This is a genomic window from Brevibacillus parabrevis, assembly GCF_003710905.1.
Taxonomy (GTDB): Bacteria; Bacillota; Bacilli; order Brevibacillales; family Brevibacillaceae; genus Brevibacillus; species Brevibacillus parabrevis.
The window spans coordinates 112,430-136,600 of record NZ_RHHV01000023.1 but is presented as its reverse complement, the minus strand read 5'-3'; the positions used below and the strand labels follow the sequence as shown (position 1 = coordinate 136,600).

The 24,171-nt window shown below is 53.0% G+C and carries 22 protein-coding genes; 18 read left to right on the top strand and 4 right to left on the bottom strand.

The features are described 5' to 3' along the window. The first annotated feature begins 12 nt into the window (after positions 1-12). The 6 genes from kdpB to EDM60_RS26650 all read left to right on the top strand — a co-directional run bounded on the left by kdpB (position 13) and on the right by EDM60_RS26650 (position 7,201). Positions 13-2,052 (top strand): potassium-transporting ATPase subunit KdpB, encoded by a 2,040-nt coding sequence (gene kdpB / locus EDM60_RS26675; protein WP_122966667.1) that lies wholly within the window; start codon positions 13-15, stop codon positions 2,050-2,052. A gap of 44 nt (positions 2,053-2,096) precedes the next feature. Further along, positions 2,097-2,657, top strand: coding sequence for a potassium-transporting ATPase subunit KdpC (gene kdpC / locus EDM60_RS26670; protein ID WP_122966666.1), 561 nt, complete (start codon positions 2,097-2,099; stop codon positions 2,655-2,657). Positions 2,658-2,673: 16 nt separating this feature from the next. Continuing rightward, positions 2,674-5,007, top strand: coding sequence for a universal stress protein (locus tag EDM60_RS26665; protein ID WP_122966665.1), 2,334 nt, complete (start codon positions 2,674-2,676; stop codon positions 5,005-5,007). A 13-nt stretch (positions 5,008-5,020) separates the two neighbouring features. Further along, the gene (locus EDM60_RS26660; RefSeq protein ID WP_122966664.1) at positions 5,021-5,800 is read left to right on the top strand and encodes a hypothetical protein; all 780 of its coding nucleotides are present in this window, start codon (positions 5,021-5,023) and stop codon (positions 5,798-5,800) included. 35 nt (positions 5,801-5,835) lie between these two features. After that, positions 5,836-6,708 (top strand): arginase family protein, encoded by an 873-nt coding sequence (locus EDM60_RS26655; protein WP_122966663.1) that lies wholly within the window; start codon positions 5,836-5,838, stop codon positions 6,706-6,708. Between the two features lie 190 nt (positions 6,709-6,898). Further along, entirely contained in the window at positions 6,899-7,201 is a 303-nt protein-coding gene (locus EDM60_RS26650) for a hypothetical protein (protein ID WP_122966662.1), read from the top strand. Between the two features lie 89 nt (positions 7,202-7,290). On the opposite strand, the gene EDM60_RS26645 is transcribed toward EDM60_RS26650, so the two are convergent. Next, the gene (locus tag EDM60_RS26645) at positions 7,291-7,791 is read right to left on the bottom strand and encodes a putative periplasmic lipoprotein (RefSeq protein ID WP_122966661.1); all 501 of its coding nucleotides are present in this window, start codon (positions 7,789-7,791) and stop codon (positions 7,291-7,293) included. Between the two features lie 151 nt (positions 7,792-7,942). Here EDM60_RS26645 and EDM60_RS26640 point away from each other — a divergent pair, with 151 nt between their 5' ends. Further along, positions 7,943-8,911: a sporulation protein gene (locus EDM60_RS26640; protein ID WP_122966660.1), complete on the top strand. Its 969-nt coding sequence runs from the start codon at positions 7,943-7,945 to the stop codon at positions 8,909-8,911. An 81-nt stretch (positions 8,912-8,992) separates the two neighbouring features. On the opposite strand, the gene EDM60_RS26635 is transcribed toward EDM60_RS26640, so the two are convergent. Both EDM60_RS26635 and EDM60_RS26630 read right to left on the bottom strand, forming a co-directional pair. Further along, positions 8,993-9,682: an HXXEE domain-containing protein gene (locus EDM60_RS26635; protein ID WP_122966659.1), complete on the bottom strand. Its 690-nt coding sequence runs from the start codon at positions 9,680-9,682 to the stop codon at positions 8,993-8,995. Positions 9,683-9,694: 12 nt separating this feature from the next. Beyond that, positions 9,695-10,282 (bottom strand): TetR/AcrR family transcriptional regulator, encoded by a 588-nt coding sequence (locus EDM60_RS26630; RefSeq protein ID WP_122966658.1) that lies wholly within the window; start codon positions 10,280-10,282, stop codon positions 9,695-9,697. A 237-nt stretch (positions 10,283-10,519) separates the two neighbouring features. On the opposite strand from EDM60_RS26630, the gene EDM60_RS26625 reads away from it, so the two are divergent. From EDM60_RS26625 to EDM60_RS26580, 10 genes are all read left to right on the top strand, one after another. After that, positions 10,520-11,254: an MntP/YtaF family protein gene (locus EDM60_RS26625; protein ID WP_122966657.1), complete on the top strand. Its 735-nt coding sequence runs from the start codon at positions 10,520-10,522 to the stop codon at positions 11,252-11,254. 107 nt (positions 11,255-11,361) lie between these two features. Continuing rightward, positions 11,362-14,166 (top strand): calcium-translocating P-type ATPase, SERCA-type, encoded by a 2,805-nt coding sequence (locus EDM60_RS26620; protein WP_122966656.1) that lies wholly within the window; start codon positions 11,362-11,364, stop codon positions 14,164-14,166. A 46-nt stretch (positions 14,167-14,212) separates the two neighbouring features. After that, positions 14,213-14,914, top strand: a complete 702-nt coding sequence (gene yunB / locus EDM60_RS26615) for a sporulation protein YunB (RefSeq protein WP_122966655.1) — start codon at positions 14,213-14,215, stop codon at positions 14,912-14,914. A 141-nt stretch (positions 14,915-15,055) separates the two neighbouring features. After that, a complete protein-coding gene (locus EDM60_RS26610; RefSeq protein WP_122966654.1) occupies positions 15,056-16,039 on the top strand; it encodes a copper amine oxidase N-terminal domain-containing protein in 984 nt (327 codons plus the stop codon). Between the two features lie 227 nt (positions 16,040-16,266). After that, positions 16,267-17,358 (top strand): PAS domain-containing sensor histidine kinase, encoded by a 1,092-nt coding sequence (locus EDM60_RS26605; RefSeq protein WP_122966653.1) that lies wholly within the window; start codon positions 16,267-16,269, stop codon positions 17,356-17,358. Further along, entirely contained in the window at positions 17,333-17,989 is a 657-nt protein-coding gene (locus tag EDM60_RS26600; protein ID WP_063229374.1) for a response regulator, read from the top strand. The genes EDM60_RS26605 and EDM60_RS26600 overlap by 26 nt, the downstream gene beginning before the upstream one ends. Positions 17,990-18,148: 159 nt before the next feature. Further along, positions 18,149-19,849: a YcdB/YcdC domain-containing protein gene (locus tag EDM60_RS26595; protein ID WP_122966652.1), complete on the top strand. Its 1,701-nt coding sequence runs from the start codon at positions 18,149-18,151 to the stop codon at positions 19,847-19,849. 218 nt (positions 19,850-20,067) lie between these two features. Beyond that, positions 20,068-20,235 carry a cytochrome c oxidase subunit 2A gene (locus EDM60_RS26590; protein WP_122966651.1) on the top strand — a complete coding sequence of 56 codons (168 nt, stop codon included), beginning with the start codon at positions 20,068-20,070 and terminating at the stop codon, positions 20,233-20,235. Positions 20,236-20,259: 24 nt separating this feature from the next. Further along, a complete protein-coding gene (locus EDM60_RS26585; RefSeq protein WP_063229376.1) occupies positions 20,260-20,727 on the top strand; it encodes a cytochrome c oxidase subunit II in 468 nt (155 codons plus the stop codon). 16 nt (positions 20,728-20,743) lie between these two features. After that, positions 20,744-22,417, top strand: coding sequence for a b(o/a)3-type cytochrome-c oxidase subunit 1 (locus EDM60_RS26580; protein ID WP_122966650.1), 1,674 nt, complete (start codon positions 20,744-20,746; stop codon positions 22,415-22,417). 230 nt (positions 22,418-22,647) lie between these two features. On the opposite strand, the gene EDM60_RS26575 is transcribed toward EDM60_RS26580, so the two are convergent. Then, the gene (locus EDM60_RS26575) at positions 22,648-23,403 is read right to left on the bottom strand and encodes an SDR family NAD(P)-dependent oxidoreductase (protein WP_122966649.1); all 756 of its coding nucleotides are present in this window, start codon (positions 23,401-23,403) and stop codon (positions 22,648-22,650) included. A 134-nt stretch (positions 23,404-23,537) separates the two neighbouring features. Between EDM60_RS26575 and EDM60_RS26570 the strand changes: the two genes are divergently transcribed. Beyond that, entirely contained in the window at positions 23,538-24,170 is a 633-nt protein-coding gene (locus EDM60_RS26570) for a nitroreductase family protein (RefSeq protein WP_122966648.1), read from the top strand. Position 24,171 lies beyond the last annotated feature (1 nt).

The window sequence follows — 24,171 nt, the reverse complement described above, 5'->3', positions numbered from 1 at the left end:
GAGATATTTCCAATGAGCAGAACGCGCACGGTTGCGTTTCCAAAAGATTTGTACCAGCGTGCCTTTGTCGAGGCGCTGAAAAAACTGGACCCGCGGGTCATGATCAAAAACCCGGTCATGTTTGTGGTCGAAGTCGGATTTGTCGTGACCCTGCTTTTGACGATCTTGCCCGATCTGTTCGGGGGAGCCTCTGATCGCGGATACAACGGGATCGTCAGCCTGATCCTGTTTGTGACCATTCTGTTCGCCAACTTCGCCGAGGCATTGGCAGAAGGGCGCGGAAAAGCACAGGCTGAGAGTCTGAAAAAAACGAAGCAGGATACAAAAGCGAGAAAGCTCGCCAAAGATGGCTCGATCCAAATGGTCAGCTCGACGGAACTGCGCAAAGGCGATCTGGTTATCGTCGAAGCGGGCGAGCTGATTCCGAGTGACGGGGAGATTGTCGAAGGTGTCGCCTCCGTGGATGAGTCGGCGATTACGGGTGAATCCGCGCCTGTCATTAAAGAAGCGGGTGGCGATTTCAGCTCCGTTACAGGCGGTACGCGTGTAGTGAGCGACCGGATTCGCGTCCGTGTGACGACTGATCCTGGCGAGTCGTTCCTCGACCGGATGATTTCTTTGGTCGAAGGTGCCAAACGGCAAAAAACTCCGAACGAAATTGCGCTCAATACGTTGCTGGTCAGCTTGACGTTGATTTTCCTGATCGTCTGCACGACTTTGCAGCCGATCGCAAGCTACGTCAATGCCGCCATTCCGATTGCTACGCTCGTGGCTTTGCTCGTCTGCCTGATTCCGACGACGATTGGCGGTTTGCTTTCCGCCATCGGGATTGCCGGGATGGACCGGGTTACGCAGTTCAACGTCATTGCGATGTCGGGGAAAGCGGTGGAAGCTTCGGGCGACATCAACACGATTATTTTGGACAAAACGGGCACGATCACCCACGGAAACCGCATGGCAGCGGAATTTGTGCCAGTGGGCAACAGCAAGGCAGACGCTTTGAACAGGGCGGCAGCACAAAGCTCCATACTCGATGAAACACCGGAAGGCCGCTCGATTGTGGAACTGGCGAAAAAGCAAGGTCTTGCAGCAAGCGAGCTGGAACTGCCGGGCGCAGAGGGCGTGGAATTTAGAGCCGAGACGCGCATGAGCGGCACGAATTTGGCAAACGGCACGCAAATTCGCAAAGGTGCAGTAGACGCGATCAAAACGTACGTCAAGGAATTGGGAGGCCGTATCCCGGCAGACCTCGACGAAAAGGCAAACCGGATCGCAACCGCAGGCGGAACGCCGCTGGCAGTGGTGGAGGGAAATGTCATTCTCGGGCTGATTTATTTGAAGGATACCGTCAAACCGGGGATGAGAGAGCGCTTTGAAGAACTGCGACGCATGGGGATTCGCACGGTGATGTGCACGGGGGATAATCCGCTCACAGCAGCGACGATTGCCCGCGAGGCAGGGGTAGACGATTTTGTGGCGGAAGCGAAGCCGGAGGACAAGATTGCCTTGATCCGCAAAGAACAGGCAGCGGGCAAACTGGTCGCGATGACAGGCGATGGCACGAATGATGCGCCAGCGCTCGCCCAGGCGGATGTCGGTCTGGCGATGAACAGCGGGACGGTTGCGGCGAAGGAAGCGGCCAACATGGTCGACCTCGATTCCGACCCGACGAAAATTATTGAGGTAGTGGCGATCGGCAAGCAGCTTTTGATGACGCGCGGCGCACTGACGACTTTCAGTATCGCAAACGACGTGGCGAAGTATTTTGCGATCATTCCGGCGATGTTCATGCTGGCGATCCCGCAAATGAACGCCCTCAACATCATGGGCTTGGCTACGCCGCAGAGCGCCATTTTGTCCGCGCTGATCTTCAACGCGATCATCATTCCGATCTTGATTCCGCTGGCGATGAAAGGCGTAAAATACTCGCCGATGAGCGCGACCAAGCTGCTCAGCCGCAATCTGGTGATCTATGGTTTGGGCGGCATTCTGGTGCCTTTTGTCGGCATCAAGCTGATTGACCTGGTGCTGGTCGGATTGAATCTCGTATAGGCGAAACCGCCACAATCGAAACAGGAAAGCAAAGGTGAATATCCATGATTTTGAAAAACCTCCGATTGTCTGTCGTTTTACTGCTCATATGCGGACTGATTTACCCGCTTGCGATGACAGGGGTGGCGCAGGTCGTCATGCCGACGCAGGCGAGCGGCAGTCTGATTGCCGATGCGAACGGCAAAGTAGTCGGCTCCGAGCTGATCGGGCAAACGTTCACCGATCCGCAATATTTCTGGGGCCGCATCTCGTCTATCGACAACAATGCAGCAGGCTCTGGCTCGAACAACTACGCGCCATCCAACCCGGCACTGACCGAGCGCGTGCAAAAAGACATCGCTGCTTTCCTGGCTGCCAACCCGGGCGTCGCGCAAGCAGATATCCCGGCCGATTTGCTGACCAACTCCGGTTCGGGCCTTGATCCGCACATCTCGCCAAAAGCGGCAGCCATTCAGGTGCAGCGCGTTGCGAAGGCGCGCAATCTCGATCCGGCAAAAGTTCAGGCTTTGGTTGCGGAAAACACGGAAGGAAGAAGCATGGGAGTATTTGGAGAACCGCGAGTCAACGTACTGAAGCTGAATCTGGCTTTGGATCAGCTGAAATAAACAGGAGGGCTGCGAGATGGTCGAGCAGTTTCGCCGAAAGACCCCGGAAGAAATCTTGCAGTCCATCTCCAGAATGCACCGGGGCAGGCTGAAAATCATTCTGGGGGCAGTGAGCGGCTCAGGGAAAACGTATCATCTGCTGATGGAAGGGCAGAGTCTCCGAAAAAAAGGAATCGACGTAGTCATCGCCGCTTCCGGTGCGGCCGCATCGCCGAAGCTTGCTCCCAAGCGGGAAGGTCTGGAGGAAATCCCTTCCCTTCTCTGGCATGCGCAAGGCGAGGCGAAGCATGACCTGGATGTCGGCAAAATTTTGGAGCGAGATCCCGAAGTCGTGCTGGTGGACGGGCTGGCTCACCGGAACCGTCCGGATGCGCCACGCCCGACCCGGCTCGATGACGTTCGTTATTTGCTCGACCACAATATCAGCGTGATTGGGACCGTCAACATTTACGAATTGGCGGGAATGAAAGAGATGGCGGAACGACTGACCCGCGCACAGGTGCACATCGATCAGTGCGTGCCGGAAGAGACGCTGGCTCTTGCCGACGAGGTAAAGCTACTGGACGTGACGCCGGAAGCGATCCTGAAACGGTTGCAGGAAGAGGATGGTGCTGCTTCGATGCGCAGCAACCATCCCTTGCTGCGCAGAGACAATCTGCATGTGCTGCGCGAGCTGGCGCTGCGGTTCGTAGCCACAGGCGTGAACGAAGATTTGGAGGAGTACCGCGAGAAGCACGGCATGGTGGGAGCATCCGGGGCAACCGAGCGCATTTTGGTATCGGCCCAGTATCATTGGAACGGCTCCATCCTGGTGCGGCGCGGACAACAGGTTGCCAAGCGGCTCGGCGGAGAGCTGTTGGTCGTCTGCTTTCGTCCGGCCTCCAAAAAGCTGGGCAAAGAAGAAGCGACTTTTCGCAGAGCGATTGCAAAGCTGGTTGACAAGGTAGGCGGTACGTTTGAGGAAACGCCTTTGCAGCGGGAAAAGGACGTGGCAAGCGAGCTGGTCGCCTACGCGATGGCGCGCAATGTAACCCGGATCGTCATGGGGCAGTCGAAGCGAACCCGCTGGGAAGAAATTTGGCACGGCTCGATCGTCCATAAAATTCTCCGGAAAACGAAAAATATCGATATTTTAATTGTCGCCGACCGCTCAGAGCGCGACGGGGAGCGAGTGATGCCAGCCAAGCGCCACACTACGGAAACAATCAATCCGTATCGCCGCCTGTCGCAGGAAGAAATGGAGCAGGAGATCGGAAAAATCAGGCGTGGAGCGTTAAAGGTATACGTCGGGGCAGCGCCTGGCGTGGGCAAAACTTACACGATGCTGCGGGAAGGAAACGAGCTGGCCGAAAATGGCATCGATGTAGTGATCGGCCTGCTGGAAACGCACGGGCGAAAAGAAACGATCGAGCAGGTCGGCGGACTGCCCCTGATTCCGCGCAAGCGCATCCCGTACAAAAACGTGACCTTGACGGAGATGGACACGGACGAAATCATTCGGCGCAATCCCGAGGTCGTCCTGGTCGACGAGCTGGCGCATACGAATGTGCCCGGGAGCGAGCGCGAAAAAAGGTATCAAGATGTGGAGAAGCTGCTTGCAGCAGGTATTTCCGTGATTTCCACGATGAATATTCAGCATCTGGAAAGTCTGAATGACAGCGTCGAACAAATTACGGGAGTACGTGTGCGGGAAACAGTGCCCGACCATATTTTGCATCAGGCGGACGAGGTTGAGCTGATTGATATTTCCCCGAAAGCGCTGCGGCAACGAATGCGCGAGGGAAACATTTACGCGCTGGAAAAGGTGGAGCAGTCTCTGGCGAATTTTTTCCGGACGGGCAATTTGATAGCGCTGCGGGAATTGGCTTTGCGCGAAGTGGCAGACGACGTTGACGAGCGGCTGGAGGCGTGGGAGCGGCGGACGCTCAGGGGGCCGTGGCGACAACAGGAGGTCATTTTTGTTTGCGTCAATTTGCGTTCCGACAGTGAGCGGCTGATTCGCAGGGGCTTTCGTCTTGCCTATCGGCTCAAGGCCGTTTGGCATGTGGCGTACGTCAAGGATCACGAGCCGCTTACCGAAGAGGAAGAGGCGCAACTGGCAAAGCTGCGCGCGTTGACCAAGCGGCTGGGAGGTCGCTTTGAACAATACGAAGCAGCGGGAAGGCGCAAAGTTTTTACCCAGTTGATCAAGCAGATGAACGAAAAAGGCACGACACAGGTCATTATCGGACAATCGGCGCGGACGAGGTGGAAGGAAATACGCGAAGGCTCGGTCGTCCAGCGATTGCTGCGCGAGGCTCGGCACATGGACGTCCTCGTCGTAGCCGATCAGATGCCGGATATGAGGTAAAGGGAGGATCACAATGGGCACAGAAAAAGCAGGGCAATGGGCGAAAAGCCTGGCAGACGCCTACAGCCGTTTGGAGTGCCTGATCAATGAGTGCGCCGGACAGGACCAGAAGAGCCAGCCGGAGCCGAGTACAGAAGCATTGCTGTTTTTAGAACTGATACGAATTTACGTCGAGGAAGAAGAAATCCGGGTGAGGCAAAAGCTGAAGCGCAAATCGTCCCAGCGAATCTCCCGCGTCATGCACGAGCGGATGGGGGCGTTTCTGGCAGAGCGGATTGCAGGGATTTCTTTTCAAGTGATGGACGGCCTGCTGTTTTTGCAAGTGCAGGAACAGACGGTCGCGGCGATCAAATGCATTCCCGACTTGGGCAGCTACGATACTCCGTCGTGGAATGCGACGATTGCCCGGTTTGCCAAACAGTATGAAAAGCGTTACAAGCTGGCGCCTGGCAAGCTTTTGTTTGTGGTGTGCTCTCTCGCCAAAAGTCTGGATGCCCAACACGCCAAGGCTTTGACCGGAATCGACGTCTGGTGCGGTTCGGCCCTTACTGCGCCAGTGTACCGGGAAGCTTTGCAAACGTACGTCAGCAAATGTGTAGAAGCGATGGATGCCGTACCGAATCCGCGAGGGCAAGTGTATTTTTTGAGTCCGGGCGCCCATCCGAACACGCTTGCCTGCCAATTGTTGCGCGGCGAGCCTGCTGTCATGCCTGATGGCTGGCTGAAACCTTCTGTCAACGAACTAATGCAGTTCGTCCAATCGAGGTGCTATACTGATGGTGATTTCCAATAAATGAGGTACTGGAGGAGCTGTCTATTAACGTAAAAGTGGCTGGTATCCCGCATTTCACGGGAGCGTATGTGTCTGGAACGGAGCTGGCCCCGGACGCACTGAGAAAAGCGGGGCTCATCGAGCAATTGCAGCAAGCTGGCTTGACAGTGGCGGATAGCGGCGATTTGAGGCTACCTGATTATTTGCCTCGTCACAATATTCCGCCTGTTCGCAATTGGCCTGCGCCGTGCATGCTGTGGGACGTGCTTGGGAAAGAAGCGCAGGCGTGGTTTGCAAGCGACGACGAGATCGTCCTGATGCTTGGCGGCGACTGTAGCCTGATCGTCGGGACGGCTTTGGCCCACCAGGCGCGTCACCAAGAAAAGGCGTACTTGTTGGTCATCGACGGGCATTTGGACGCGGTAGTGCCTTCTGCTTCGCGCTGCATTGGAGCGGCAGGGATGGGACTGTGGTTTTTGCTGCAAGATCAGGGGCAATGGATTGAACGCAGCGGTTGGCGTGCAGAGCGAATCCGGTTGGCGGGCTGTCAGCAACCGCCTGCGGAAACGTACGGAGTGGAGATCACGTTGCTGGAGCAGCTCAAAAGGGCAGGCGTACACGAATCCATCACCCGGATCATGCAGGAGATTCCGCCAGATGCCCGCATACTCGTTCATTTTGACGTGGATGTGATGAACAAGGAAGCGATGGCTGCGGCCTATTCGCCAAGCGAGATCGGGCTTTCCCTGGAGGAAGCGGAGATGCTGCTTGCGACTGTAGTCAGCGATCGGCGCGTCACGGGACTGGAAGTGACGGAGTTTTCCGCTCTCAGGGATACGGAAGGGAAATACGCCGCCAACTTGGCGCAATTGCTCGCTCGCGCATTGGCTACTCGCGCTACGGGGGCACGCAACGACATTTCTGGATAAAGAACCTGGATAACATGGCGTTGGAATTAAAACTTCAGAACCGCCAGCTATTAAAGTCATTTATTCTCTAAAGAACATAATGAGTAGATTTTTTTGTGAAGATGGTTGTAAATGTTGCCCTTAATTTCTCCTTGTTATATGACGAGACAAAAAATCTATTGTCTCTACTACAATTAAGGAGGAATTACTTATGGCGACAGGAGATTGTACTTTGTATGGGGTTCATAAGATGTACATGGTGTCGAGGGCTATCATCAAGAACAAATACACTGGAAATACCATCAATTCACATTGGAGTTATTACAAGTGTAGATGTGGCGATTTATTTGCGTGTAGCGGTGCTCCACAGCTCGGCGAGCCTATTTTGGATTATTTAACAAATCATTATATGAACGGTGCCGGACAGAGCGGGATTATTACGATCCATGTTGACCCGTCTGACATCAACAATACATCCAAAAGAACCCTTCCAGGATTTGATTTCATTCCTTAATCACACAAGCAAATCAATGAAAAGAGAAGCACTCTGATCGAATCAGTAGTGCTTCTCTTTTTCGTAACCGTATGTTTTCTTTACCCAGCTCAGCTTTTAAATTGATTGGTTCTGACATCATCCCAATAGTAATCAATCTTAAAAGTTTTATCGTCGGGCACTAAGGTTACTCGGCCTGCTTGGTGTTTGGTTTCACTTTTCAATGAATCTTTAAATAAAATGGTATAACTAATATTAATCGCTCCTGAAGCCTCATCCCTCTCGAAATCGGTAACTTTTACGTCTTCTACAGTTAAAAAAATATCATTATATGCTAAGTAAGCAGCGACAAAACCGATGTTCAACTTGAGCAAGCTTTCCGGTTCTTCCTTCTTAGTTAAATAAGGCTTGGCTTTATCCTGAATGACTGGTATATAGGCGGTAAAGTCGCCAGGTGTTTTGACATAGTCCTCTTTTTTAACCTCGTAAAGGATTTTACTATATTCAAGTATTAGTTTCTGTGACTGCGCTTTTAGTTCTTCTTCTGGATTGTTAGAAGAACATGCAGTTAAACTAAACAGGAACAAAAGCGCTGTAAGTATCATTTTCAAATGGAAACAACCCCCTTTTAAGTAAATTTATTCATAAAAAGATTGTATCATATTGCTGTCTGTATGGAAAATTTGGAATACGATAACGAAAGAGAACTTTTTCTGCTACACTATAAATATAAGTAATTGCTTATATTTGGAGGAGAAGCCGATGTTCAAAAAGCTGATGGCAAAATTCGGTGTAGGAGCAGCAACTGTTGATTTGCAACTAGACGCACCTGGATTCCGACTGGGGGAAAAGGTGACAGGCGTCGTGCGGATTGAGGGCGGCAACGTAGAGCAGCGCATTTCCGAGCTGAGCGCTGTCCTGCTCATGAGAGTGAATGTGCGTGGGCAAGAAGTAACCAGACAAGTGCAGGTTTACCCGATCAGCCGCCAGTTTACGGTACAGCCGAAGCCGTTTGTGCAAGAGATCCCTTTTTCCTTTGTCATGCCGGATGGACTGGCTATCTCTACTCCAGCCGTTCAATTTGCATTGCAAACCAAGCTGGATGTAGAAATGGCGCTCGATCCGACTGATTTTGACCGTCTGGAAATTTTGCCGCCAGAACGGGTGGAGCGCGTGTTGCGTGCTTTTGATCGCGCAAATCTGCGGCAAAAAGCCGATTCCGGCAAGCTGACGCCGTACGGGCAGGAGTTCGCCTTTTTCCCGGCAGTCGATCTCGGAATCCCGCTCAAAGAACTGGAAGTGATCTTCTTCTCGACTCCTGACGAACTGCGCATGCTTGCGGAGCTTGATCTGGCTAGTGGCTTTCTGCGCCGCGAAAAGGAGTACAAGGCAGAAATCGTGGTGCCAAACGAATTGCTTGCCGCTGGACAAGAGGAAGAGTTGTCCCGCTATTTGCTGGCGAAGATTCGCGATTACGCCAACAACCCGCAAGCCATCCCGTACGTGCAGCTGTCTGCCTACCAACAGGGCCATTACGGTCACCACGGCCATCGCGGCAGCGGCATGGGCGGCATGATCGGAGGCATGGCAGCCGGGCTTCTCGGGGGCATGCTGCTTGGCGAGCTGATGTCGCCAGACGAGGAAATGGCTTCCGACGATGCACAAGAGGAGCATGGCAGCGAAGAGGAAGAAGCAGATTTTGACTTTGGCGGTTTTGACGACGAACTGTAAAAACGTACCTATTCCCATACAGGAAAAAGAGCCGTCGCTTGCTGGAAGACAGCGGGCGGCGGCTTTTGTTGTGCCAAACGTTCATGACCGTCTTGCCTGGAAAAAAGGAGCGACCGTGGCCGATCGACTCCTTTTTCGCCAGTCATGATTTCTAAGAATAGGTCCAAGCTGCTGACGGGAAAAGGCGTAGGGAGACTTCTCGTCTTTCAGCCACATGTTGCCTTTGACGATCAAAATGTACACAGCGACGGCAAAGTACAGCGTTCCGACGATCCAGTCCAGTACCGTAGCCATGTTGTTGGCGACGATGTGCTGGATGTACCAGCCGCCGACCGGAATATGGAAGACGATGACGGCGAACAAGCCCGGATTGTACAAGGTGCCCGCTTTCCGATTCGCAAAAATGCCGTGCCAGACAAACTGGAAAAATCCCATGAAAATCGGCCCGAGCGCCAACCATACGACGGTGGGGAAAAAGACAGGAACGAGATAGAAAAGATAGGCGATGACGAGGTTGATCACCATGGCCGACTGTCGATTCAGCGGATAGCGCTCCGGATGCTTGCTGGGAAAAATCAGTCCGTTGAACAGTCCGGGAAAATAGCCAGGCCAACGATATTCTTCAAACTGGTGCACGAGGATCGCGATGAAGCTCAACCAAAGAATTTGCTCAATCTCCGGGATGTCCGCCCACCCCGCCAGCAAATAAACTCCCACGATTGCTGCCACGAGTAGTCCGAGATCTTGCCAATACGAGCGCAGAAAGTTCATACTCTTTCACTCCTATTTTGCATTTTCATGAAAATAGCGTGCAAACAACAAGTCCATTTGCTGTTCGACGGAGCCGACCTCGATGCCAGCGCCTGTCGACAGCGTCGATTTCAGCAGAGCCGGAAGGAAAATCGCTCCAAACAATTGCATGATCATCATTTGCAAAAGCTCCTGATCGGCTTCCCCGGTCAGTTCCTGGAGCACAGAGCGCACCTTGACGAACCCGATGCTGCGCAAAAACTGTCCGTATTGGTATTGCGAGGTAAAAACGGCCCCGCCGATGGCGAAAATCCGCGCAACCAGCTCGGGGTATTGCGAAATGACAGAGACGTAGCTGGTCAAAAATTGTCTGAGCCGCGCTTTTGGGGCGACTGTCAAATCGTCGAGCACATCAAAGGTGTCTTGAAAGCTGCCGAGAAAACTGCTGAGAGCTTCGTTGATCAGGCGATCCTTGGACCCGAAATAATAGTTGACCAGTGCGACATTCGTTCCCGAATCTGCTGCGATTTTGCGCACCGTGACGCTCTCGAATCCTTCCGACTTGATCAACTCCAGGGTAGTCTGCAAAATTTTTGCTTTCGTGTCACTGTTTTTATCCATTTTTGGCCGGACAACCTCCTTCTGGTGGGGAAGTTCAGAACAACGTTTTAAGCGATGTTTTAAACGTTGTTTAATTGAAGGATAGCAGCTTTTCTTTTATTTGGCAACAAGTCTTTTGGCCCGGATAAAAAAGCCAAGAAGGGACTGACTGGTGCAAACATGCCCTGCCTGTTTGTTGGCACAACACTCCTCTTTCTCGCGTATACCTAATAGGCAATGGGAAAGAGGTGACCACATATGAGCGGATGGCTCGCACTCCTGCTCGTTTCCCTGGCCATCAGCATGGACAGTGTCAGCGTAGGATTGACGTATGGCTTGCGCAACATGAAAATGCCCTTTTTGTCGCTGGTCGTCATTTCAGGATGTTCCTTTGCCGTTGTGTATGGTGTCATGCTTGTAGGGTCTTCCCTGACCAATTGGCTGACGCCTGAGATTGGCAAACATATTGGTGCGGCAGTGCTAATCCTGATGGGGTTGTTTACTCTTTGGCGACTTTTCTTTTCCAGGCAAGAAGGGGAGAAGGGACCAGAGCAAGCCCAGCCATGTTTGCTGACAGCTCAGGCCGGGGGATCGACAGCTGCGGGTGAAGTGTCCGTTGTACCACAAGCGGCAAATCAGGTAGAACTGGATCGCACAGTCTTGACCCAATTTCGGATTTTCGGCGTGATGATTCAAATTTTGAAAGACCCCTCCAAAGCAGATGCGGACCGTTCGGGGCACATCATGGGCTGGGAGGCGGTCATGCTTGGGCTGGCGCTCTCGCTGGATGCATTTGGCGCGGGAATCAGTCTTACGTTTTTAGGATACTCTCCACTCGTCGTCGCGCTCTGTATCGCCATCATGAGCGGACTGCTGCTTGTCGTCGGGCTGGCGATGGGACGACGCGCAGGAAAAGCCAGATGGCTTACACGACTGACATGGCTTCCGCCGATTTTGCTCATTTGCATCGGGTTGGTCAAAAGCTTGAAATAATATCTCTCCACATGAAGACCCGTCCACGGAAAAGGACGGGTTGTTTTATTTTCTGGCTCGTCTGCATACACATGAGAAGGAGTGAGAAGTGGATGGAGGAGATGTAGGTGGATACACAGCCAATTCGAAAATGGTACACGCTGGCGGCGGCCGACGTGACCGAAGCCCTTCATAGCGATGCGGCGCAGGGATTGACTCAGCAGGAGGCAGAGCGGAGACTGGCCAAGCAAGGTGCCAACCAGTTGGCTGAAAACAAACGCAAGCCTCTCTACTCGGTCTTTCTCGACCAGTTCAAAGATTTTATGGTACTCATCCTGTTCATCGCCACGCTGATTTCTTACTTCCTCGGAGAGTATCTGGATGCGATTACGATTATCGCGATCATCATCATTAACGGAATACTCGGGTTCATTCAGGAGGCAAAGGCGGAGCGGTCCCTGCAAGCTCTCAAGGAGCTGGCATCCCCGATGGCGCGCGTCATCCGGGAGGGGCACATTTCCATGATTCCTGCTTCTCGCCTGGTGCCGGGCGATCTGGTTCAGCTTGAAGCGGGCGATCGGGTTCCAGCCGATTTGCGACTGCTTACTGCCAATCGGCTGGAGGTAGAAGAGTCGGCGCTGACGGGTGAATCTGTCCCTGTAGGAAAAAATGTGAAAACGCTCGATACGGCGCAAGCTTCCACCGTGCCGCTGGGAGATCAGAAAAATCTCGCTTTCATGGGCACGATGGTGACAGGGGGGACCGGGAGCGGAATCGTCGTGGCAACCGGGATGACCACTGAAATCGGGAAAATCGCCCACTTGATGAATACCGCCGAAGAAGCGGAGACGCCGCTGCAAGTGCGTTTGGAGCAAATGGGCAAAATTCTCGTGGTTGTCGCCCTGCTCTTGACGATAGTCGTCATCGTAGCTGGTGTGTGGCACGGACACGAACTGTTCACGATGTTTCTCGCAGGGGTGAGTCTTGCGGTAGCAGCCATCCCGGAAGGCTTGCCGGCGATTGTGACGGTGGCGCTGGCGCTCGGCGTACAGCGAATGATCAGACGCAACGCCATCGTGCGCAAGCTGCCATCGGTAGAGACGCTTGGCTGCGCTTCCGTCATCTGCTCTGACAAGACAGGCACGCTGACCCAGAACAAAATGACCGTTACCCATGTTTGGCACAGCGATGCCACGTACGAAGTGAGCGGAAGCGGCTATGTGCCGGAAGGAGCTTTTCATCATCAGGGCAAAATGGTGTCTCCTGCCCGCGATGGAGCGCTCACGCAAATCATCCGTATCGCCGAGCGGTGCAACAATGCCCAACTGATTTGTGAAGAGCAGAGCACACGCAGCTTGCTTGGGATGGGCAAAGCGACGCGGCATTGGCAAGTAGTGGGCGACCCGACAGAGGGAGCGCTGAAGGTGCTCGCTGCCAAAGCAAACGGAAATGCCGCAGAGCGCAGCACCCAGAAAAGCCAGTCGATGCGCGTCGAGGAGCTGCCGTTTGACTCCGATCGCAAAATGATGTCTGTGGTGGAAAAAGGCGCAGACGGAGCGCACTCGCTGCTGACCAAAGGCGCTGCCGAGGCTGTGCTGGCGAGATCCACGCACATTTTGTGGGGAGGCGAGCTACAGCCGCTTACAGCCTCGCTTCGCCACCGGGTATTGGAGCAGACAGAGGTGATGGCGGGCAAAGCACTGCGGGTTCTCGGCTTTGCCTACAAAACGTTGCAAGGCTACCGTCCCGGACAACCGATCGCGGCGATTGAAAACAATCTCGTTTTCGTCGGGCTTGTCGGGATGATCGATCCGCCGCGGGAAGAGGTTCGCTCTGCGATCAATCTGTGCCACCAGGCGGGCATCAAGACGGTCATGATTACGGGCGACCACAAGGTGACGGCCGAAGCGATCGCTCGCCAGATCGGGCTGATGCGCGGCTATGGCGAGGTGCTGGAAGGCCGGGAGCTGGATGCGATGTCTGATGCTGTCCTCGCGGATCACGCCGAACGGGTGACGGTGTACGCGCGGGTTTCTCCCGAACACAAGCTGCGCATCGTACGCGCCCTGCAAAGCAAAGGGCATGTGGTGGCGATGACGGGTGACGGCGTGAACGATGCTCCAGCGATCAAGACATCTGACATCGGGATCGCCATGGGCATTACCGGAACAGACGTGACAAAAGAAGCGGCAGACCTGGTGCTGCGCGACGACAACTTCGCGACGATTGTGGCCGCGGTCGAGGAAGGGCGCAACATCTACGACAACATCCGCAAGTTCATCCGCTATTTGCTCGCTTCCAACGTGGGCGAGATTCTCGTCATGTTTTTTGCCATGCTGCTCGGCTTGCCGTTGCCGCTGGTGCCGATTCAGATTTTGTGGGTCAATCTGGTCACGGACGGGTTGCCGGCTATGGCTCTCGGAGTCGATCAGGCAGAGGCCGACACGATGTACCAGCACCCGCGCAACAAGGCGGAAAACATTTTCGGCAGAGGCTTGGGCTGGAAAATCATCAGCCGTGGCTTTTTGATCGGCGCCATGACGCTGCTCGCTTTCTGGCTGACGCTGCGCGAGAATCCAAACGATCTGGTCCACGCCCAGACGGTCGCTTTCGTCACTTTGGTGATGGCCCAGCTGATCCACGTTTTCGATTGCCGCAGCCAGTACAGCGTGTTTCATCGCAATGTGTTTGAAAACAAATACCTCGTCTGGGCAGTCATCTCGTCGTTGGTACTGGTGCTTGGTGTCGTCTACATCGACACGCTTCAGCCCATCTTCAAGACGACAGACTTGTCCATCCGCGATTGGGCGCTGATTCTCGTCACATCCGGCGTACCTACTTTTGTGGCAGGCATCGGCGGCGTGCTCGCAAGCGGCCGACCGCGTCGCGGCAAGCAAAAGCGTTCTTCCATGCGTACGGTACGTCCTGATTGAGCATTGATATAGTTTCGTACGGCGAAACGAGGGAGTGGAAGAAAGCGTGCGTTTTCGAAAAGGAGGCTGGAAAAGGCGCGGCAGAAAAATTTTCGCTACGTTTTTGGTGATCATCGTCGGATTGGCGATCTTGTTCGTGGTCGTGGAAAGAAGAGTAGAGCCAACCTTGATCCTGATTGCGCAAGCCAAAGCCGATCAGGTGGCAAAGCTGGCGATTACAGATGCAGTCACGAAGCGGTTGACACAGCAAGGAGTCGATTTTAACGAAATCGTGATGATGGAAAAGGACGAGGCAGGCAGTATCAAGGCGGTCAATTTCAATTTCCGCGAATACTCCCGAATCGTGGGGGAGACGACGGCCCGCATCCAGAATCGCTTGAAAGAGTTCGAGCAAGAGAACGTCCAGACGACGATTCCGCTCGGGCTGGCTACCAAGAACGTTTTTCTGGAGCACTTGGGTCCGGACATCCCCGTTTCGTTTGTCCCGATTGGCGCGGTAAAAACCCGGCTGGAAACAGGATTGAAGCAGGCAGGCATCAACATGGTGCTCGTCACGGTCTACATTTACGTAGAAGTGGATTTGCGTGTCGTCATTCCGTTTGCAACCAAACAGCAGACCGTGACGACGCAGATTCCGATCAGCGAAGCGCTCATTGTCGGCAAGGTGCCGAGTTATTTGTACAACAATCCTTCCGGGAAGCCGGATGTGCCGATGCCGAAAAATACGCAAATCATCAGTCAGCCATAACCGTTTATAGGAAGGGGGCAGCGACGAAGCTGCCTTCTTTTTTTCTATCCATAAAAATTTGTTGAAACGTTTGCGAAATGGCTCCGTCCAATGAATAGAAACACAACACAAGAGAAAAAACAAACATTGGAGGAATACAACATGAAAACAATTCGTACAGGAATGATGACTCTGGCGGCACTCGCCGTATTGGGCACGAATATCGTATCGGCTACCTCCGAACCAGTTAAAGAGCTGTCGGTGAATGTAAACGGAAGCGCGATTACGCAAGCAGCGATTTTTGATAAAGGTCAACAAACGGTATTGGTTCCGCTTCGCCCGGTGGCTGAATCCCTCGGCTTCAAAGTAAGCTGGAACGACAATCTGAAAGCGGCAGAAGTGCAAAAAGGCGCCATCTCTAGCTACGCAAAAGCGGGCGAAGATCGCTACCCATACGCGAAAATGTACAAAACGCTCGGAGCGGAGCCGCGCGTGCTGAACGGCAGCACGTATGTGCCAGTCGCGTTTGTAGATGAAATCTTGCAAGCCGAAGTTAATGTGACAGACAGTGCGGTGACCGTTGTGGACGAAGAAGCAGAAAAAGCGCCAGTGCGTACAGGTACGATTTCTACCATCAACAAATCGGAAAAAGGAAATATCTCTATTGCGCTGGACGGATATGAGACAGGCATCATCCTGCACATCAGCGAAGAGACCAAAATCACCGACGCTGCGGGCAAAGTATTGAAGCCGGAAGACTTGAAGCTGGGCATGGAAGTGGAAGCGACTCACCACAAATACATGGCGATGAGCATGCCGCCGCAAACAGGTGCGCTGACCATCGTGGTGAAGAAAAGCTTGGAATCTGCGGAAGTAATGGGAACAGCAGGCAAAGTAGCGAGCATTGCGCCTGACCAGCAAGGCACGTACAAAATGGTGGTAGAAGGACACGGCTTGACCACTACATCTCCGGAAAAAGTGGCGCTGATCATCAACGACAAAACCGTAATCGTAAGTGCCAAGGACAACAAGGCGCTCAAGCCGGAAGAATTGAAGGCAGACATGAACGTAATCGCGTTCTACGGTCCTAAACTGACGCGCAGCTTGCCGCCAATCGGTGTAGCCGAAAAAATCGTAGTAGAGTAAGAGAGAATCCGGGATGGCAGCTGCTGTCCCGGTTTTTTTGACGCATGTCGCTGACGACCTACGGCATGCAGGTGAATCGGTCAAGGGTCTCAAGGTCTATTCCAGTGTCATATTTTGTCAATGCCGACTTTGCGCGGAACGGGGCAGGTTAAGGGAATTCCCTGATACACAACTGGTCATGTAAACTCTACAATAGCATGTAGATGATTGTCTCAAAGGAGGAGCGCATGAGTACGTGGAAAGAAGATCTGGGAACATCCAATGAAGCTTTTTCCCTGATGCAGTCCATCTTTGCCAACGTCAGTGACGCCATCCTGGTGATCGACCATGAGGGACGGATTGTCAAGGCCAACGCAGCGCTGGCACAAATGTCAGGCTGGACAGAAGAAGAATTGGTCCGGGAAAAGCACATTTGCGAGCTTTGCTTGGGCATGGCAACCTGTACGGAGGAGACGAGTTGCACCGATTGCTTTTTCAAGCGGGTGCAAATGCCGTCCTTTGAAATGCGGCTCCGTACAAAAGACGGACACGAACATCCTGTGGCAGCCAGCTCAGCCCGACTGCCCGACGACTCAAGTGGCAAGCTGGTGATGATCTTGCGTGACATGTCAGCTCAGCAGCGTGTGGAAAAAGAGCGTTATCAGCACAAGCTGACTCATTTTGCGATTCAGGCGCAGGAAGAAGAGCGGAAGCGCATTGCTCGCGAGCTGCACGACGGCGTAGGGCAGGCGCTTTACAGCATTTTGGTCGGACTGAACGTGGTCAGGCAGGGAAATCCCGGAGAACAGGTCATGCAGCACGTTACAGAGCTGGTGAACATGACATCCAAGGCGATGGAGGAAGTCAAGCGCATGGCTTTGGAGCTGCGTCCATCTGCTCTCGATGATCTCGGACTTTTGCCCGCGTTGCGCTCTTTGATGAAACGAGTGGAAAAGACTTTTCACATACAAGTCGAATTGCACGTACAAGGCGAGAAGCGGAGGTATTCGGCCGCGATGGAAACCGCGTTGTACCGGATCGTTCAAGAAGCCATGACCAACACCGCCAAGTACGCGCAGGCAAGCCAGCTGGCGATCATGTTCGAAAATCGGGAAAAAGAAGTCGTCGTGACCATCGTGGACGACGGCATCGGTTTTGAAGTGGAGAAGACGTTGAGTGTCGGCAAAGGACTTGGCGTGTTCGGGATGAAGGAACGGGCGCAACTGCTTGGCGGTACCGTCGATATTCGTTCGGCACCGCAAGAAGGAACGACAGTCATTGTCCGCGTTCCGTTGCCAAAGGAGGGGATTTTGGATGACCATTCGCGTGCTGATCGCTGACGATCACGCGATTGTACGGTCCGGGCTGGGAATGCTGATCAATGCCCAGGAGGACATGGATGTTGTCGGCTATGCAGCTGACGGCAAGGAAGCTTGCGAAAAAGCGCTGGAAATCCGCCCGAACGTGGTGTTGATGGATTTGAGCATGCCGCCAGGGGAGAACGGCTTGACGGCAACAGCGAGATTGAAGGAAGCAGCACCGGACATACAGGTACTCGTTTTGACGATGCACGACGACGAGGAGTATTTGTTTCGTGTCCTGCAGGCTGGAGCTGCCGGATATATTTTGAAAAGCGCCCCTGACCTCGATCTGATCGCTGCCATTCGTTCCGTCAACAGCGGTATGGCTTATTTGTATCCATCGGCCACGAAATCGCTGATTGAGGAATTTTTGCAGATGGTCAAAAACGGCGAGGAACAGGCGAAGTACGAGATTTTGACCGAGCGCGAAAAAGAAGTGCTCGTGCTGATCGCCAAAGGTTTCAGCAACAAAGAAATCGCGGAGCAGCTCACCGTTTCCGTGAAGACGGTCGAGTCGCACAAGGCGCATATCATGGAAAAGCTGCACTTGCGCACGCGGCCTGATCTGGTGCGGTATGCGATCAAAAAAGGCTGGCTCGACTTTGAGTAAACCAGACCGAATGCTTTCATCACGTCCTTGCAGCTGTTTGAGGGCGTGTTTTTTTATTCCGAAGATTTTGGACAGGAATGGAATATTATGTAACCATGTGCCCGTTCGTCTCGTCATTACTTATGTGTAAAAATAATCCAGTTACTTTGGAGGCGCGAGATGAAAAGAATCAATCAGTCGGTCATGACGATTGTGGCGGCATGCTTGCTGGCTGCAACGCCAATGTGGACGGAAACTTCGCGGGCAGAAGCAGCCAATATAGCAAAAGAACAACAGGCGAAAAAGAGTGAAATTTCAAAAGAAGTGCAAAGCTCGTTGGACAAGCTGTTCGAGCAGATGCCGGAATTAAAGACACTTCGCCTGGAAGAGAAGTTTTTGAAAGAAAACAACTTCCGCGACTACCCGAATCCGGTCTGGAACGTGATGCTGACAAACAGGCCAGAGACAGGGGCAGAAAAAAATCGCACCGAATATGCGACTGCCTCGATTGAACTGGATGCGCAGACAGGGCGACTGCTTTTCCTGGATATTCGCAATCCGGACTGGGCGTCAGCCAATTATCCGGACGAAAAGCTGGCACGCGAAAAAGCGGACGAATTTCTGCACAAATGGCTCGGAAAAGAAACCAGTTCTCTGAAACAGTCGCAGGCAATGGGCAGAGGGAAGGCCGGAAGGGGGAGCGGAGAAACAGGCAAAATGATCGAGTGGGCGAGGTCGAGCGTCTATTACCAAACCCTGATCAATGAGATTCCGCTGAACGACTACTCTCTCGTTGTATCTGTTGACCATGCCGGACATATTGTTCGCTACGACGCTTACCGCCAAATTCAGCCTGACGAGACCAAGTGGCCCGCCCCAGAAAAAGCGATCTCGCCGGAAAAAGCGAAGCAGCTGTATCAGGAGCAGTTGAAAATGCAGCTGGAGTACGTTGCTGAACAACCGACAGCGTATGCCGGGCCGGGAAGACCGTCCGAGAAAAAGCCGATGCTGATTTATCAGGCTAACGAGCCATTCGGAATTGACGCCGTGACAGGCAAGGTAGTGGGAGAGGACAAAATACCGGAGCAACAAAGCGTGCGAGTGAAAGGCGAAGGGAAGTCTGTCAAAATCGCATCCAAAGCAGAGGGCGAGCAATGGCTGAAGGAGCAGTTTGGCATTGATGTCGCAGGTGCTGACTTTGAATACGATGATCATAAGGAAAACTTGACGGATGGACTTCAGCAAATCGAATCGTATCATTGGTTGAACTTTTCCGGCAAGAGTGCCTCGTCCTTTGACAGCATTTCGCTTACGACTGACGCTGTGAGTGACCGCCTGATCGGTTTCAATCTGCATTTGCCGGACGGGCGGAAACAGGGGAAGACAATCAGCATTGAGGAAGCAAAGAAAAAGGCGATTGCAGCATTGGAACCGTATGTTGATCCATCGCTTGCCGAGCTGACGCTTTTCGTGCGAACGGATGAAGCGGAAATCCCCGATTGGGTAGACAAGAGCAAGCTGCACAAACAGGATGAACCTCAGGAGTATTCGTTCCACTTCCAGGGCAAACGCGACGGGATTCCTGTGTCAGACGAATTTTATGGAGTGGAGATAAACAAGGAGACGGGGGCGATCGCAGGGCTGAACCTTCATCCGATCCAGCCGGGCATCGTTTTGCCAGACGCGGGCAAGATCGTGAGCGAGCAAGAAGCCAAAGAAGCGTATCAGCAGGAAGTAGAGCTGGAACTGAACTATTACTGGGACCAATACGAAGGACAGCGGGCGCCTGAACCGCAGTTGATCTACCAGACAAAAGAGAAGAACAGCTACCGCTTTATTGACGCCACTACGGGAAAAATCATTACAGTCAAATATCGCTAAACGTGCCCCAAAGCCGATTGCTCTTGCAGCATTCGGCTTTTTTGTCGAAAATGTGGCGGATATTATGTCGGAATTGTGTCGTGAATGAGTCAGAATGGGGATTTTCCCGGACCATTTTAGGGGATTTCCCCGAATTACTTCCAACTGGTCCCAAGGGTAGAATGAAGGCGTGATAGATGTGATGCGCCTGCGCGGCACACAGAAAGGAGAAAAGTGCGATGGAGACGCAAATCGACAAATTGGAGCAAAACAAAAAGTCAAAAGAAAAAAAGACACAACCAGAGAAAGAAGAGCTCAAAGGAACGTTTGCTGCTGTGCTAATTGTGGGAGGCATCATTCTCGTTGGCTGGCTAGGTGTATTCGGGCTTTTCCTGGAACGGGCGTAATAGAGGAAGAGAAGGAGGATACGTATGCATTTGCACCGTTATGAAAAAATATGGCTGATGCTTGGTGCAGGCGGATTGGCGCTGTTTATCGTGTTGTTGTGTGTCAACGCGTTTGCGATGGGGATGGCTCCGCCAAGCAATATGGAAATGATCGATCCGGAAAAAGTGATGGAGACTCCTCCCTTTGATAAACCAGGCTTGAAGCAAGTGGGAGACAAGGAGTACGACGCTTACATGACGGCGTTTGCCTTTGGTTTCTCACCGACAAAGATGGAGGTTCCGGCGGGTTCCACCATCAATTTTCATGTAACAAGTCCGGACGTTGTTCACGGATTCCAGATTCCGGAAACAAACATCAACTTCATGGTTTTGCCAGGGCACATCAGCTCGGCTACCCATACGTTTGACAAGCCAGGTGAATACCTGATCCTTTGCAACGAATACTGTGGCGCAGGCCATCAGGTGATGGCAACCACAATTATTGTGAAATAAAGGTAGGTGAACCTTAATGGTCATCGCAAGAAAATTGGATGAAGCAATTCCTCACACTCCGATACAGCGTTCTGCAGCCACACTGAGTCTGGCTTATGTCTGGGTGGCGTATGCGGCTTTTGGGCTGGCAGCATTGGCAGGTATGCTCCAAGGGATGGTTCGCGGCGGTATTATTGAGCTGCCAAGCTGGACGAACTACTATCAAATTTTAACGGCTCATGGCGTATTGATGGCACTCATTTTTACCACGTTCTTTATCGTCGGCTTTATTTTCTCAGGTGTTGCCCGAACGACAGGCGGCTCCTTGCACGGAGCAGCGCTGAAATTTGGTTGGGCAGGCTGGATTCTCATGGTGACGGGAACGCTGATGGCGGTCGTCACGATCGTGATGAACGAAGCTTCGGTCTTGTACACGTTTTACGCACCGTTAAAAGCTTCTCCATACTTTTACATCGGTTCGGCCCTGCTCGTCGTGGGCAGCTGGCTGGCTGGCTTCGGGGTTTTTGCCAGCTATCGCAAATGGAAAAAAGAAAATCCGGGTAAAATGTCTCCGCTGTTCGTGTTCATGGGAGTTACCACATACGTCATGTGGATTATCGCTACTCTCCCGGTAGCTGTCGAGGTACTGTTCCAACTCATTCCGTGGTCACTCGGACTCGTGCCGACGATCAATATCATGCTCAGCCGTACGCTGTTCTGGTTTTTCGGCCACCCGCTTGTGTACTTCTGGCTGATGCCTGCTTACATGGCTTGGTATGTATGCATCCCGCGAATTATCGGCGGACATGTGTTCAGTGATTCGTTAAGCCGTCTTGCGTTCATCTGTCTGTTGCTGTTCTCGATTCCGGTCGGCTTCCACCACCAGTTGATGGAGCCGGGAATTTCCGCAGGCTGGAAAATGATTCACGTTGTATTGACCTTGATTGTCGTTATTCCTTCGCTGATGACCGCCTTCTCGATGTTCGCTGTCTTCGAGACGACGGGACGCAAAAAAGGCGGAAGCGGCCTGTTCGGCTGGCTCAAAAAATTGCCTTGGACTGACGTTCGCTTCTTCGCTCCATTTGTCGGAATGCTGTTCTTCATTCCTGGGGGAGCGGGCGGAATCATTAACGCAAGTAACCAGATCAACGCGGTTATTCACAATACGATTTGGGTAACCGGTCACTTTCACATCACGGTCGGGGCGGCAGTTGCCCTCACGTTCTTCGGAGTCAGCTTCTGGCTGATCCCTGCCTTGACCGGACGCAAACTGACCAAAATAGCCAACCGGATGGGTATGGTGCAGACGGTATTCTGGGCTGTCGGGATGTTCCTGATGTCGCTTGCGATGCATACGATGGGGCTGCAAGGAGCGCCGCGCCGCACAGACTATACGACGTACATGGATCATCCGACCGCTCTCGGCTGGATGGACTACCAACGCGTCATGGCTTTTGGTGGAGGACTGCTGTTTGTGTCGGCGGTTCTGCTGATCCTCATTTTGCTGTACTTGACGTTCTACGCGCCAAAAGGCAATACGGAATATCCGATTGCCGAAACCGAAACGAAGCAAGAAGTTCCCCGCATTTTGGAGCGTTGGCCTGTATGGGTCGGACTGGTTGCATTCCTGATCATTCTGGCCTACGGTTACCCGATTATGGAGCAAATCCAGCATCAGGCGCCAGGCTCGCCTCCGTTCCGAACCTGGTAGTGATACAAAGGCAAAGACAAAGAGCCGCTTCCCGTGCAGGGGGGCGGCTCTTTTTTGCTTATTTACCAATATCCAAGGGCGGCGAACTCAGTGAAGGCGAGAATCAAATAACCGATCGCCAACAGCCAGAGGGCAAGCAGCCTGAGGTCTTCCTCTTCAAAAGACATCGAACTCCTCCTTTATCTCTTGTTACCCACAAAGTATTCAGGAGGAGGGGCATTGGTTTAGCTTTATGGCTCGTAAATCATTTTGCGCGTCATGCCTCCATCGATGACAAGCTCTGTGCCAGTAATGAAGTCGTTGTCCTTGCTCGTCAAGAAGAGGCAGGCACGGGCGATATCGTCGGGAGTGCCGACCCGTCCCGCCGGGTGCTGCGCATGATCCTGCGGGCGCAGGGCGGAGTAATCGCCATTTTCGATCCAGCCCGGTGATATGGCGTTCACGCGTATTCCGTCAGGTCCAAGCGACACGCCCAAAGCGTGGGTGAGTGCGAGAATGCCCCCTTTGGAAGCGGCGTATGCTTCGGAGTGCGGCTCGGACATATGCGCTCTTGTAGAAGCGAGGTTGACGATGGCGCCGCCGCCGTTGCGACGCATGATTTTGGCTGCTTCCCGCGAAGCGAGAAAGACGCTGCGCAGGTTGGTGTTCAAGATGCGATCCCATGCGTCGACAGCCAAGTCGTAAGGCGATTCCCAGACGGACAGGCCAGCGTTGTTGATCAGCACATCGAGACGCCCCCAGCGGGAGTCGACTGTTTGCATCAGTTGCTCGATCTGCTCGGGCGAGCTTACGTCTGTTTGGACAAATAAAGCCGTTCCGGGAGTATCTCGGGCAGCGTTTATTTTTTCGACAGTGGCTTCGCCTGCTGCGGGATTTTGCTCCGCGATGACGACGTGAGCGCCGTGAGCTGCGTACATGGAGGCGACAGCCAAACCGATGCCTTGACCGCCGCCAGTGACGATGACAATGTTATCCGTGTATTTCAAACGAAGCGCCTCCAAACAATAGGGGATGAAAAGCGGTAAAGTGTAAGAAAAAATGATTGAATAATGTTTGTAACTATATTAAAGTAAGTTATATACTTCAACAAGGGTATTTCAATACTGAGAGGAGAATGAGTATGAACACAGAATTGAAAATGACCGCTGAACAGGTGATGGAAGCACGCCACAGCGTACGCAAATACGATCCGAATGCAACGATTCCCCAAGGAGAGCTGAATGAGATTTTGCGTCTCGCAGCCAGCGCTCCGTCTTCCTGGAATTTGCAACATTGGCGTTTTCTCGTCGTAACCGACCCGGCGATCAAGGAAAAGCTGCTGCCAATCGCTTACGGTCAGCAGCAGGTTGTGGATGCTTACGCGACCATCATCATCTTGGGCGATTTGGAAGCAAACAAGTCCGCCTATACGATTTATGACGCCGCGCTGGAAAAAGGCTACGTCACCCAGGAAGTACGCGACACCTTGATCGGACAAATCGAAGGGGCTTACAAAAACAACCCTGAGATCGCCCGTGACGAGGCCATCCGCAACTCTTCCTATGCCGCTATGCAGCTCATGCTGGCAGCAAAAGCAAAAGGCTATGACACATGCCCAATGGGCGGATACAACCGCGATGCGCTGATCAAAGAGCTGAACATCCCATCGCGTTATTTGCCGACCTTGATGCTCACCATCGGAACAGCGAGTGTGCAGGCGTACCCAACTACCCGCTTCGGACTGGATGAACTCGTGATCACGAACAGCTTCTAAT